The organism is Labrys methylaminiphilus subsp. lupini (genome assembly GCF_051161885.1).
In the GTDB taxonomy this organism is placed as follows: Bacteria; Pseudomonadota; Alphaproteobacteria; order Rhizobiales; family Labraceae; genus Labrys.
Map to the genome: position 1 here is coordinate 151,809 of NZ_JBMDIH010000002.1, position 13,084 is coordinate 164,892.

Annotated in this window: 11 protein-coding genes; 6 read left to right on the forward strand and 5 right to left on the reverse strand. The window is 65.7% G+C overall.

Annotated elements, in window-relative coordinates; translation table 11 throughout:
- Window position 1: 1 nt before the first annotated feature.
- Genes ACN6KF_RS26405 through ACN6KF_RS26415 form a run of 3 tightly spaced genes read right to left on the reverse strand, consistent with a single transcriptional unit; the run spans window position 2 to window position 2,558 of the window.
- The gene (locus tag ACN6KF_RS26405; protein ID WP_434959890.1) at window positions 2–934 is read right to left on the reverse strand and encodes a phosphoglycerate dehydrogenase; all 933 of its coding nucleotides are present in this window, start codon (window positions 932–934) and stop codon (window positions 2–4) included.
- Window positions 935–951: 17 nt separating this feature from the next.
- Window positions 952–1,905 (reverse strand): shikimate dehydrogenase family protein, encoded by a 954-nt coding sequence (locus ACN6KF_RS26410; protein WP_434959891.1) that lies wholly within the window; start codon window positions 1,903–1,905, stop codon window positions 952–954.
- Window positions 1,902–2,558, reverse strand: coding sequence for a bifunctional 4-hydroxy-2-oxoglutarate aldolase/2-dehydro-3-deoxy-phosphogluconate aldolase (locus ACN6KF_RS26415; RefSeq protein ID WP_434959892.1), 657 nt, complete (start codon window positions 2,556–2,558; stop codon window positions 1,902–1,904). Before ACN6KF_RS26415 ends, ACN6KF_RS26410 begins: the two co-directional genes overlap by 4 nt.
- Before the next feature lie 242 nt (window positions 2,559–2,800).
- On the opposite strand from ACN6KF_RS26415, the gene ACN6KF_RS26420 reads away from it, so the two are divergent.
- Together ACN6KF_RS26420 and ACN6KF_RS26425 are read left to right on the forward strand one after the other, a co-directional pair.
- Window positions 2,801–4,309, forward strand: a complete 1,509-nt coding sequence (locus ACN6KF_RS26420; RefSeq protein ID WP_434959893.1) for a xylulokinase — start codon at window positions 2,801–2,803, stop codon at window positions 4,307–4,309.
- A gap of 142 nt (window positions 4,310–4,451) precedes the next feature.
- Window positions 4,452–5,210, forward strand: a complete 759-nt coding sequence (locus tag ACN6KF_RS26425; RefSeq protein WP_434959894.1) for an SDR family NAD(P)-dependent oxidoreductase — start codon at window positions 4,452–4,454, stop codon at window positions 5,208–5,210.
- Between the two features lie 197 nt (window positions 5,211–5,407).
- Here the strand turns inward: ACN6KF_RS26425 and ACN6KF_RS26430 are convergent, their stop codons facing one another.
- Both ACN6KF_RS26430 and ACN6KF_RS26435 read right to left on the reverse strand, forming a co-directional pair.
- On the reverse strand, window positions 5,408–8,287 hold the full coding sequence (locus ACN6KF_RS26430; protein ID WP_434959895.1) for a caspase family protein: 2,880 nt from the start codon (window positions 8,285–8,287) through the stop codon (window positions 5,408–5,410).
- 176 nt (window positions 8,288–8,463) lie between these two features.
- Window positions 8,464–8,826, reverse strand: coding sequence for a hypothetical protein (locus ACN6KF_RS26435; RefSeq protein WP_434959896.1), 363 nt, complete (start codon window positions 8,824–8,826; stop codon window positions 8,464–8,466).
- A 101-nt stretch (window positions 8,827–8,927) separates the two neighbouring features.
- Here ACN6KF_RS26435 and ACN6KF_RS26440 point away from each other — a divergent pair, with 101 nt between their 5' ends.
- The 4 genes from ACN6KF_RS26440 to ACN6KF_RS26455 all read left to right on the forward strand — a co-directional run bounded on the left by ACN6KF_RS26440 (window position 8,928) and on the right by ACN6KF_RS26455 (window position 13,081).
- Window positions 8,928–9,392 carry a MarR family winged helix-turn-helix transcriptional regulator gene (locus tag ACN6KF_RS26440; RefSeq protein ID WP_434959897.1) on the forward strand — a complete coding sequence of 155 codons (465 nt, stop codon included), beginning with the start codon at window positions 8,928–8,930 and terminating at the stop codon, window positions 9,390–9,392.
- Window positions 9,385–10,557, forward strand: a complete 1,173-nt coding sequence (locus ACN6KF_RS26445) for an HlyD family secretion protein (RefSeq protein WP_434959898.1) — start codon at window positions 9,385–9,387, stop codon at window positions 10,555–10,557. The genes ACN6KF_RS26440 and ACN6KF_RS26445 overlap by 8 nt, the downstream gene beginning before the upstream one ends.
- A 97-nt stretch (window positions 10,558–10,654) precedes the next feature.
- Window positions 10,655–12,229, forward strand: a complete 1,575-nt coding sequence (locus ACN6KF_RS26450; RefSeq protein WP_434959899.1) for a DHA2 family efflux MFS transporter permease subunit — start codon at window positions 10,655–10,657, stop codon at window positions 12,227–12,229.
- 99 nt (window positions 12,230–12,328) lie between these two features.
- Window positions 12,329–13,081, forward strand: a complete 753-nt coding sequence (locus tag ACN6KF_RS26455; protein ID WP_434959900.1) for a helix-turn-helix transcriptional regulator — start codon at window positions 12,329–12,331, stop codon at window positions 13,079–13,081.
- Window positions 13,082–13,084: the final 3 nt, after the last annotated feature.

Consider the following 13,084-nt stretch of genomic DNA (forward strand, 5'->3'; position numbering starts at 1 on the left):
CTCATGCCCTCCCCCGCAAGGCGTCCATCAAATTGGCGATGGCGACCTCGGCGGCCCTGTCGACGCTTTCCTGGGTGAAGCCGCCGATATGGCTGGTGGCAATCACCCGGGGATGGCCGGCGAGACCGAGGTTTGCCGGCGGCTCTTCCTCGAAGACATCGGTGGCGTAGCAGCCGATATGCCCGTCTTCGAGCGCTTGGCGCAGGCCCTTCTCGTCGACCAGCGACGACCGGGCCGTGTTGACCAGCACCGCGCCACGCCGCATCGCTGCGAATTCGCTGGCGCCGAGGAGCGGGCGGCCATCCGCCGGCGCCGGGCAGTGGAGGGTGACGACATCGGCCTCAGCCAGCATGTCCGATATCTCGACCCAGCGCAGGCTGTTCGCCTCGACATTCACGGCAGGGCGCTGCGGATCGTAGGCGAGAATCTCGGCCCCGAGCGCGGCAGCCAGGCGCGCGACCTCGGCACCGATGGCTCCGCAGCCGACCACGCCCACCTTGCGCCCGCGGATCTCCACACCGATCCGGCGCGGCCAGGTTCCCTGCTTGATACCGGCATCGCAAAGCGGGATCTGCCGGAGCGCTGCGAAGATCAGGCCGATGGCAAGCTCGGCCACCCCGGCTGCATTCGCACCGGCTGCGATGCGCACGGCGATCTTGCGCGCGAGCAGCGTGTCGATCGGCAAATTGTCGGTTCCGGTGCCGTTGCGGCTGATCGCCCGGAGCGAGCCCGCCTCGGCGATGACGCGCGGCGAGATCTTTTCCACGCCCGCCAGCCAGCCGGTCACGCCGGGCACCAGAGCGAGCAAATCCTCCTCGTCGGGCAATTTGCCGGGCGCCGGCATGACGATCTCATGGCCCTCGGTCCTGAGGCGCTCGACCAGGGGATGGGCCGTCGACGTCAGCGAGCGCGGCGTGACCAGAATGCGTTCCATATCTTCGGCTCTTCTCCCTATCCCTTGGAAGCGGCGATGGCGATCTCGCCCAGCCGCTCAAAGGAGGGACCGGAGGTGGGGATCTCGATGTCGAAGACCTCGGCGATCACCTGGGTCCAGCCGTGCAAGAAATAGGTCCAGCCATCCTCGATCTGGAGATGCCGCGCCGCCTGCTGGCGCCGGGCCTGGTCGAGGAAGACGAGATCGCCGCGATAGTTGAGATCCCACACGATGGCGCGCTCCGGAAAGACCGCCGCATCGGTGAGGGGCGAACCGGGAGCGTCCTTGCCAAGGCCGGTGGCATTGATCACCACCGAGCCCGGCTTGAGCGCGGCGGTGACCGCATCATTGTCAGCAGGATCGGGGGCGAGCACATAGTCGACCGGCACGGGCATGCCGATCTCTTCATGAATGCGCCGGATCTCGTCGAGGCGCGGCTGGCTGCGATTGGAGACCACGATGCGCGACGGCCGGTCGGCGCCGCGCTCCTCACGCACCATGTGCCAGGTCAAGGCAATGGTGGAGCCACCTGCCCCCATCGAGAAGAGTTCGGCGCCGGTGCGTTCGAAATGTCCCTTGGAAATGAAATTGTCGAGGGCAAGCCCGGAAGAGATCGGGTCCTTGGCGTGGCAGATCAGGCGCCCGTTGCGTTTGGACAGGCAACTCGTCTCCTCCATGCGCAAGGCAAAATCGTCGACTTCGTCGAACAGGTCCCGGCAGGCTTTGTAGAGGTCTATCTTGTGGGTGGTGACCAGCGCCCCCAGTGAGAGGGGATCGGCCTTGATGAAGGCGACCGCTTCGCGATAGGCGGCCGGGTCGGCATGAAGGGGAAAATCGATGCCCTTGATCACGGCATCCTTCAGGCCCAGGTGCTCTGCCCAGGCCGGGAAGACGCGCATGATCGAGCTTTTGGTCGTGGTCACGCCAATGAAATAGAGCGTCGGCTGCGTCGCCGGCTGGTAGCCGCTCATGCTGCACCCGCCCGGATCGCCTTGACACGCTCGACGGCAGCCTTTGCCTTGGCGGTGATCTCCGCGAATTTGCCGCCATTGATGTCTTCGGGCTTGGCGATCCAGGTCCCGCCGACGGCCGCGACGAAGCGATGCTTGAGCCAGTCGCTCATGGTCTCCAGCGTGACGCCGCCGGTCGGGATGAAGCGAACGCCGAGATGATTGAAGGGAGCGGCGATCCCCTCCAACGCCTTCGGCCCCCCCGCGACACCGGCCGGGAAGAACTTGCACAGGCGAAGGCCGGCGCGCGTCGCCAGCGTGAGATCCGTCGGCGTCATGATGCCGGGGGCGAAAGGCAGGCCGATGGCCTTGGCGGCAACGACGATCTCGGCATCGAAGCCGGGAGACAGGGCGAAACTCGCGCCACTGTCCTTGCAGGCCTGGACCGACTCCAGATCCAGCACCGTGCCGGCGCCGGCCAGGAAATCCGGCCTCTGGTCGCGCAGGATGGCCAGCACTTCTGCAGCGGCCCTGGTGCGGAAGGTGATCTCGGCGATCGGCAAGCCGCCAGCGGTCAAGGCGTCGGCCAAGGCAACCGCATGGGCGGGATCGTCGATCGCGATGACCGGCACCACGCCGATCGCCTCGATCTGCTCAATGGGATTGTTGGCCATGTCCGCGCTCTCCTCAGGGCTTGCCGACGATATCAGCATAAGTGGCAATTTTGTAGCAATGCTACATATTTCATCTCGCCTCGGCAAGGCACCTGGGATATTTTGCTGCGGCGCAGCATGAATTTGTCGGAATTTTCGGTTGACCCGCCGAAAAACGTGTAGCATCACTCCCAAAAATGCACAGGCGATGGCCGCGCCATATCCCGCCCGTCCCTTTTAAAAAGCGAGCCGAGGACACACCCATGACGCAGGATCTCATCCTGGCCATCGATGTCGGAACCGGCAGTGCCCGGGCTGCCCTGGTCGAGGCCGGCAATGGTGCCATCCTGGAGATCGCCGCCAGCGAATATGACCAGATCGTACCGGCTTTCGGCTGGGCCGAACAGCGCCCCGCCGATTGGTGGGCCGGCACCGTCTCCGCCATCCGCACCGTGCTCGAACGCCATGCTGGCGCCGCCGCCAGGATCCAGGCCGTCGCCGCCTGCGGCCAGATGCATGGCACCGTGCTGGTCGACGGCCACGGCAACCTCACCCGCGACACCGCGCCCTTGTGGAACGACAAGCGCACGGCAGGCCTGGTGGCGGCCTTCGAGCGGGACAACCCGCCCGCCTCCTATCTTTCCGAAAGCGGCAATCCACCGACGCCGGCTTGGCCCGGCTTCAAGCTCGCCTGGCTGCGCGACAACGATCCGGATGTCTATCGGGCGGCTGCCACCGTGCTGATGCCGAAGGACTACATCAATCTGCGGCTCACTGGCGAAATCGCCATGGACGAGGGCGACGCCTCCTGCAGCTTCCTGATGAATCCGACAAGCGGGACCTGGTCGAACGCGATGATCGATCGCCTCGGCCTCGACGCCGCCAAGTTGCCGCCGATCCGTTCGCCGCTCGACATTCTCGGGCATGTCACCGCGGGCGCAGCTCTGGAGACCGGCCTTGCCGAGGGAACGCCTGTCCTGGTGGGCGGGGCCGACTATCCCGTGGCGGTGCTCGGCTCGGGCGTCGTCCATCCCGGTACGGCATCGGACGTGATGGGCACCTCCTCCATCATCACCCTGGTGACGGGCGAGCCGCTGCTCGATCCAGAGATCTGCAACGTCCGCACCGTCGAGGGTCATTGGGGCCCTTTCACGCTGCTGGAGACCGGCGGCGATGCCATGCGTTGGGCCCGCCGCGCCTTCCACGAGAAAAGCCTGTCCTATGGCGACATCGTCGCCAAGGCAGCCGAGGCCCCGGCCGGTGCCGAAGGCTTGTTCTTCCTGCCCTTCCTCGCCGGCGAGCGGCTCGGCGCGCATCGCAATGCCCGCGCCCAGTTTTTCGGCATCGGCGCCAAGCATGGCCTTGCCCATCTCCATCGCGCCACGCTCGAAGGTGTGGCTTTCGCGGTCAACCGCCATATCCGCGTGATGGAGGCCTCCACCGGCCAGAAGCTCGAGCGCGTGGTCGCTTCCGGCGGCGGTGCCAAGACCGAACTCTGGCTCAAGATCAAGGCGAGCGCCTATAACGTGCCGATCCTGGTACCCGAAGAAACCGAATGCGGCCTCGTCGGCTGTGCCGCGATGGCGGCAACCGCCCTCGGGCGTTTCGGCAAGGTCGAGGACGCCGTCGCCCATTTCGTACGCTATGGCGCCGAGGTCCTGCCCGACCCGGCCTGGGCGGAAACCTATGCCCGCATGCAGCCGATGTTCGACCGCCTCTATCGCCATTCCCAGGCGCTCTACGACGATCTCGACCGGCTGCAGCAAGGCTGAACCGCCGCCTGGTCCCCCTCCCCAGAGCAAAATGACTTTTCTCCAATCGTCATTTTTCTCTAACTCTTTGTTTTGACACGTTTTCTTAATCGAAAAGTCGATCAACTTTTCTGGAAAACTCTCTGGCTTGAAGGAAACAATCATGCAGGACGTGCTCTCCGCCTTCCGTCCCGGCCTATTCGAAGGCAAGACTGTCGTGGTCTCCGGCGGCTCCAGCGGCATCGGCCTGGCCATCGCCCAGGGCTTTGCCGGCCTCGGTGCCAATGTCATCGCGACGGGGTCCACGCAGGCGCGCCTGGCGGCGGCCAAAGCCGCCAATGGCGACCGCTCCATTCGTTTCGAACAGCTCGACGTCCGCGACAAAGCGGCGGTCGACCGCTTCTTTGCGGCCCTGCCGGCGCTCGACGTGCTGGTCAATGCCCAGGGGATCGCCCGCCCCGAAGCCGAATGGACCGAGGAAACCTATCTCGAAGTCATCGACGTCAACATGAACAGCGCCATGCGCCTCGCCATGGCGGCCCACCCCCTGCTGGTGAAATCACAAGGGTCCATCATCAACTTCGCCTCGATGCTGAGCTATCTCGCCGATGACAGCGTGCCAGCCTATTGCGCCAGCAAGACCGGCATCATGGGGCTCACCCGGGCCCTCGCCCACAAATTCGGGCCCGAAGGCATCCGAGTCAACGCGATTGCGCCCGGCTATCACCGCACCGACATGACCAAGCCCCTGTGGTCCGACCCGGTGCCGGCCGGAAAGATCGCCAATAAGGCGGCGCTCAAGCGCTGGGGCACCGTCGACGATCTCGTTGGCACCGCCCTGTTCTTTGCCTCGCCCGCCTCGATCTTCGTGACCGCTACTACGCTGCCGGTCGATGGGGGCTATGTCGTCAGCGGCTTCTGATGCCAAGAGTTCGATGACTCTTGGTTCCGTCTGATGGTTTTCGCCAAATCTTTGATTTGGTATCGAAAATCATCAGGTGTCCAAGGCCAGGGCGCACCAGCATCTTCGAGACCTGGCATGACAAGGCTGCATCGCAAGACGCATTGGCCAGAAGCAAAACCGCCCGGCGCGAGCCGGGCGGTTTTCCTTGTCAGGCTTCATTCACAGGGCGGCGCCCCTGGCGTGCCGCACCGACGCTGGCGCCCGCCGCCGGCGGGAGCCGGGCCGCGTTCGCCCGGCGGCGGCCGCATCTGTTGCATCGGCCGGGGGGCCTGCCCGCCGAATTCCGGCTGGGCGCGCGGTGAAGGCGGCTGCCGGTTCATGCGAGGCTGCGCATTCATGGCCGGTGCCATTTCAGGCGCGGGTGCCGGATTCAGGCGCTTCTGGCGCGGTGGCGGCGCGCCATTGTCACCAGACCCGCCATCCGGCTGGGCCTGAAGGCGCGGGCGGCGGCCGGCCGGCTGGACCGGCGCATCCGGCTGGCCGGGACCGGCATCGGGTTGCCGGTTCTGCGGACGCCGACGCCCCGGCAGCGGCTGCATCTGCCCGCTGCCATCCGGCAAGGCTTGGCCAGCGGGCGGTAGCGGCTGGCCGAAGCCCTGACCGTCCTGCGCTGGACGACGCTTGCGGCCGGCCGGCTGCGGCGGCGCACCGCCTGCATTGGGCAAGGCCTGCCCGTCGGGTGCGGCACCAGGCACCGGCGCCGGTGCGCCGCCATCCTGGGGCTGGCGCCCTTGTGGCTTCTTGCGGCCGGGACCCGGCTGCTGCTGACTGCCTGCCTTCGGCAAAGGCTTGCCGAGCTGGTTCTCATCGGTGGCGGGTGGCTGTCCCCCGGGCAAGGCCGTGCCATCAGGCTGTTGCCGGCCGCCGGGACGCAGGCGCCCCTTCTGTCCGGGGAGAGGCTGGCCGGGCTGCGCCTGGTCAGGCTGTCCTTCGGGCTGGGTGCCCGGCAAGGGCTGGCCCAACTGGCCGGGTTTGGCCGCCTTGCCGCCAGGTTGCAGACGGCCCGGCAGCGGCTTGCCAGCGAGCGGCGGCTTGCCGTTGTCGAGCGGCAGGGCCTCGCCGTTCATGCCGGGCAGCGCCTTTCCAGGCTGAGCCTGGCCGGGTTTGAGGCCAGGTTGGGTCTGCCCCGGCTTGAGTTCTCCAGGCTGTGCGGCCTGGCCCGGCAGGAATTGTCCAGGCTGGCCTTTTCCGGGGAGAGCCTGACCTGGGAGTGCTTGCCCTGGCTGAGTCCGCCCTGGCTGAGCCTGACCTGGCTGAGCCTGACTTGGCAGGAACTGGCCGGGCTGGCCCTTTCCGGGAAGTACTTGTCCAGGCTGCCCCTGGCCTGGCAGAGCTTGGCCCGGCAGCAGGCGCCCAGGCTGTTGCGGTGCACCTGGTACCGGCGGCACGCCGACCTCACCCGGCTGTGGCGCCACGACTGGCTGCGTCATCCCAGGTTGCCCACCCCGTCCCCCACGATTGCGCAGGAAGGGCGGCAGGGCAACGCGAGCGGCGGCGGCCGCTGCACCGATGGCGATCGCCGCACCGGCTGCCTTCTCCCCGGTCGTCAGGCCACCCTCGCCCTCTTGGGGCCGCATGCGCTCCGGCGGAGCCTCCAGCGTCTCGTTGATGATGGTGGCATTGTGGATGTTGTTGAAGATGAAATTCTGCGGCGGCGGCTCGACATAGCGCGGCGGCCGTACCCATTCGGGCATCGCCACATAGCGCGGCGACGGCAGCACATAGTCGTCGATCGGTGGGGGCGGTGGCGGCAATTCCACGAAATCGCGGGGCGGCGGCGGCAGGAAGATCACCGGCGGCGGTGGAGGCGGCGGCAGATCGAATTCGGGGTCGGAGAAAATGATCACCGGCCGTTCGACATAGACCACCTCGACCTCGGGCGGCGGCGGCACGTCATATTCGATCACGTCGAAGGTCGGCGGCGGCTCGATCGCGGCGGACAGATATCTCAGCCGGCGGCGGGCATCCCAGGCATGGGGGCCGCGCGGATAGCGCTTGAGATAGGACCAATAGGCATTCGGCGTATCGCGCTTCCAGGTCTCATGCCAGGTGATGGCTTCGCGCCGGGCCGCCACGATGGCGCGCACGCGCTTGGCCATGGCATCACGCGGAAAGGCGGTCAGGAAGTCCTGGTAGCCCTGCATGGTATCCCGGTCGACGGCGGCGACATAGGCATCACGCGCGTCGAAATCGGCGATGCGCTTGGATTGCATCGCCCTGTCTTCCTCAAGCGAAACCTGCGGGGCCGGTGCATCAGCCGCACGGTCGAAGAAACTGAAGGGGGCGCCGAGCTTCGACGCGCTCCAGGGCAGCACCGCGCCGTTGGTCTTCTCGCTCACCCGCAACCGGGTGCGGTCGAATACGTCGTTAATCGGCAGCCCCCCCGTGCGCATCATTTCGGCGAGAGCCTGCGCATAGGCGCCATACGGCCCCTGCTCGGGCGGCGCCGCCGTGCCGGGGGCCGCGTTGAAAGCGATCAGGGCATTGGGCTCGGCATCGACGAGCGCCAGGCCACCGGCGAGGGGCTGGTCACCGCGGGCAAATTGGTTGGCACGCGCACCATCGACCACCACGATACTGGCCTTCAACTGCAAGGCACCAAGCGGCCGAATGAAATCGGAGAGCCGCACCGCCTCGGCTGGTATGGAAGCAGGCGTCTGAATGGCGGAGTCGACGGGCACGAAATAATTCTGCCCTTCCGACTGCAGGCCATAACCGGCGAGATAAACGAAAGCCACCGTGTCGGGTCCCGATGCGGAGGCTTTGTCGAGGAACTCGCGGAACGCCTTGCGCAGCGAATCCTGGTCGAGATCGCGGGCGCCGGTGACGTCGAACCCGGCAGCCTGCAGGGTCTGGGCGATCAGGCCCGCATCATTGGCGCTGGTCGCCAACGGCCCGGCCTTGTAGTCGGCATTGCCTATGACCAGGGCAATGCGCTTTTCACCCTGGCTTTGTGCCCGGGCTGGTTGCAGCGGCAAACTCGCCACAAGCAGAATGAACAGGAGCGCAAAAGCGCTGCGGAATGTCGCGGACATTGATCTGGCCCTCTTGGTTTCCACCCGGCGTGGGCCGAGCTCGAACGGCTCATGGCCTGTGAGTACAACCTAAGCGATAGCTTGGCCGACTTGTATGGCGTGTGAACCAAAGGGGGCTGTTTTGGGGCGTTGTGGAGGCAATAGCGAGGCCAGCACCCGAAAGCGGACCGGGAACGCTAGTTTTGGTCCTGGCAGAGGATGATCGGCGATGCCAGGGCGGCGACATAGCCGGCGCCCTGATAGACCTGGGCGTTGTTGGCGCCGGGCGGCAGGAGGAAGGATCCGCTCACCACCTGCGGGACGTTGCCGACCTGCAGGAGGCTCCAGCTGAAATTGCACAGTTGCGCCGGCTTGGTCGGCGCCAGGTGAGAGCAATTGAGCAGCGCTCCTCCCAGCATGGCCGCGCCGCCGCAGCTGACGAAGCGCGGGGCAGCAACCGCCGGATCGGTGCCGAGCGCCAGGGCAAGCAAGGCCGCGCAAAACAGGCCAGCCCCTGTCAGTACCCGGCTTCGATCAAATCTTGCGTGATCAGCAGGCATTTTGCGGTTCGTACCCATCTGCCCGATTGCATTTGAGGCATCCTTGTTATAATCATACATAAACATAAGCAAGCTTATAATTAGAACGGCATGCTCTAGATATGGTCAACCCGCCCACCCTCGGCTTCATCCTGCATGACGTCGCCCGCCTGATGCGCAAACGCTTCGAACAGCAAGCCGGCGATATCGGCTTGACGCGCTCGCAATGGCAGGCGCTCGCCTTTCTCTCCCGCAGCGAGGGTATCCATCAGAGCGGGCTTGCCGAACTGCTCGAGATCGAGCCGATCACCCTGGTGCGCATTCTCGACAAGCTGGAAGCGCGTGGGCTGATCGAACGGCGCCAGCATGCATCCGACCGCCGGGTCTGGCTGCTTTTCCTGACGCCGGCCGCCCATCCCATTCTCGCCGAGATGCGCGCTGTCGGCGACAGGACCCGGGCCGAGGCCCTGGCGTCCATCCCGGACGAAGACCGCGTGAAATTACTCGACACCCTGACGCAGATGAAGGCCAACCTTCTCGAAGCCTGCCGCCAGCCGGTCGACGACAAGGAGGCAAATCATGGCTGATGGCAGTAACCAGGCCCAGAAACTCGAAAGCCCTGTCGAGATCGACCGGCTCGCCGGCGACAAGGCCAATCAGGGCACATCCACGCCGCAGCCGGCCAAGATGCGCAAGCGCTCGCTGACCCGTCCCCTGCTGTTTGCCTTGCTGCCGATCGCCGTCGTGGCTGGCGGCTACTTCTATGTCACCGGCGGGCAGGTGATGGAGACGGACAATGCCTATGTGCAGGCGGCGATGGTCGGCATATCGACCGATGTCGCGGGCACGGTGGTGGAGATCGACGTCGTCGAGAGCCAGGCCGTCAAGAAGGGAGACGTGCTCTACCGCATCCGTCCCGACAGTTACCGCACGGCGCTGGAAGGGGCGGAAGCGCAGCTCGGCACCGTGCGCAACCAGGTTCTGACCCTGCAGGCGAGCTACGCCCAGGCCGAGGCCCAGATCGTCCAGGCCAAGGCCGACATTCCCTTCTACGAAGCCCAGTTCAAGCGCCAGCAGGATCTGCAGGCTTCAAGCGCCGCCTCCAAGCAGACCTTCGACCAGGCCAAGCACGATCTCGACGCGGCGCGCCAGAAGGTCATCGTGGCCGAGGCCAATGCCCAGGCCATGCTGGCCCAGCTCGGCGGCGACGCTTCCCTGCCGGTGGAAAAGAACCCCTTCTACCTCCAGGCCCAATCGGCCGTCGACAATGCCAAGCGCGATCTCGGCGACAGCGTGGTGCGAGCTCCCTTCGACGGCATCGTCACCAATGTCGACGCCCTGCAGCGCGGCGCCTATCTCAACGCCTCCCAGCGCGCCTTCAACCTGGTCTCCACCACCAATGTCTGGGTGGATGCGACCCCTAAGGAGACCGAGCTCACCTATGTCAAACCCGGCCAGCCGGTCGAGATTTCGGTGGACACCTATCCGGGCGTGACCTGGACCGGCAAGGTCGAGACCATCAGCCCGGCCTCCGCCTCGAGCTTTTCCCTGCTGCCGGCACAGAACAGCTCCGGCAATTGGGTGAAGGTGGTCCAGCGCATTCCCATGCGCATCAGCATCGATCCTGCGCCCGACAAACCAAGCCTGCGTTTGGGCATGAGCGTAGTGGTCGGTGTCGACACCGGCCACGCCCGCGGCCTGCCCAGCTTCGTGACGAGCTGGTTCGGCCAGGCCAAGCCGAGCGCCGGCTGACGACAGAGCCGCCGCGCCTTCCTGCGCGCCGGCCCGCCCTTTGAGCACCTAATTATTTCATCACCATAGTCCCATATCGTTGCGAACGAGGCCCGCCATGAGCGCATCCGCCACCGCGAGCGCCGGCCCGATACCCAGCCCTGCCCGCCCGGCTCCCACGGTCGCCAATCGCGGCGCCATCACCGCCTGCGTCATCCTGGCAGTGATCATGCAGGCGCTCGACACCACCATCGCCAATATCGCCCTGCCGCATATCCAGGGCAGTGTTTCCGCCAGCCAGGACCAGATCAACTGGGTGCTGACCTCCTATATCGTGGCGGCGGCGATCATGACGCCGCCCTCCGGCTTCCTCGCGGCCCGTTTCGGCCGCAAGCGCCTGCTGCTCGTCTCCATCATCGGCTTCGTGGTCGCCTCCATGCTGTGCGGCATGGCCCAGTCCCTGATACAGATCGTCGGTTTCCGCCTGATGCAGGGCGTGTTCGGCGCCGCCCTGGTGCCGCTGGCCCAGGCTATCATGCTCGACATCTACACGCCCGAGGAGCGCGGCGGGGCCATGGCCGTGTTCGGCGTCGCCGTGATGGTGGGACCGGTACTCGGCCCCGTCATCGGCGGCTGGCTGACCGACCACATTTCCTGGCGGTGGATCTTCTACATCAACCTGCCGATCGGCCTCGTAGCCATGCTCGGCGTGATGGCCTTCGTCACCGAGACCCGCAGCAGCACGGCCGTCAAGCTCGACTGGCTCGGCTTCGGCATGCTGTCCATCGCCATCGGGGCCCTGCAGGTGCTGCTCGATCGCGGCGAACAGCTCGACTGGTTCTCCTCGGGCGAGATTCAGCTCGAGGCCCTGATCTGCATCGGCACCTTCTACATCTTCCTGGTCCACACCTTCACGGGCAAGGAACCCTTCGTGAAGCCGCGCCTGTTCGTCGACCGCAATTTTGCGGTCGGGGTGGTGCTCATCTCGGCGGTCGGCCTGACCTATTACGCCGCCATGGCGCTGATGACGCCCTATCTGCAATCACTGATGGGTTATCCCGTGGTGACCGCCGGCCTGGTGATGGGGCCGCGCGGCATCGGCACCATGGTCTGCATGTTCATCGTCGGCCGCCTGGTCGGAAAGCTCGACACGCGCGTGCTGTTGCTGATCGGCTTCGGCCTGACCGCCTGGTCGCTCTACGACATGACCGGCTGGACCCCCGATATCTCGCAATGGCAGATCATCGTCACCGGCTTCGTCCAGGGCGCCGGCCTCGGCTTCCTGTTCGTACCGCTCACCACAGTGACCTTCCAGACCCTGGATGCCAGCCTGCGCGGCGACGGCACCGGCCTCTACAACCTTTCGCGCAACATCGGCTCCAGCGTCGGCATTTCCATGACCGCCGCCCTGCTGACCGAAAAAACCCAAGCCAATCACGCCGATATCGTCGCCCACATCACCCCCTACAACCAGACCCTGCAGGACATGACCCGGGCGAAGATGATCGATCCGATGAGCGCCGCAGGGCAGACCATGCTCGACGGGATGGTCACCCATCAGGCGACCATCATCGCCTATATCGACGATTTCAAGCTGATGATGCTGCTGACGCTGGCTGCGATGCCGCTGGTTTTCTTCCTGAGAAAGGCAGCAAAGCCGCCGGAGATGGACCACAGCATGGCAATGGAGTGAGGGCTTGCCGAGGCCAGCCGGCTCATCCGCACCGATTTGAGCCCGCAGGACTTTATGCCATGTTCTTGGCAGACTCGAAGAACATGCGATGGCCATCCCATGGAATCAGGGCTCCCCTTCTCCCGCTTTGCGCAGTGGAACCGCGGCCTCGCCGAGGCGATCGTCGCGACGTCCCCGACGCAACTTGCGGGTCGCTTTGCGCCGACTGCCCGTGATCTGCTGGCTGCGGACAGCTGCCATGTCGGCCTCTATCTGCGGGAAGGCGCCTGCGTGACCATAGACGGCGAGCGGCCCGACCGCTGGAACCGCCAATATGACAGGGGCCTCTTTCGCGAAGATCCCTTCTTCCAGAAATTCGCCGCCACGCAGGACGACTTCCTGCTGCCGCTGTCCAGCTTCGACGCGTTCCACTTCGAGAGGACGCCCTATTATCGGGACTTCTACCTGCCGTCGCAGACCATCGACGAGATCACCGGCGTGTTCAATCTCTCCCCCGGCGTCGCCGGCTACGTGACCTTCTTCCGCCATATGGGCAGCCCCAGCTTCATCCCTGCCGACCTTGCACTCGCTGAAGGCGCCGGCGATGCTGTCCGGCTCGTGCTGGGGCGGCTTTGGCAGCTCTGGCAGTCTGGCGCTTCGATCAGGGGAGCCGCCAACCGCGTCGAACTCAGTCCCCGGGAGGGCCAGATTCTCGACCTCCTCATGGATGGCGGCTGCGCCAAGACCATCGCCCGCACGCTCGCCATATCGCCGGGCACGGTGCGCAATCACATCAAGAGCGTCTATGCCAAGCTGGGCGTCCATTCCCAGGTCGAACTGCTCGCCGGCGGGGGCGACAGACGCATGCTTTGACGC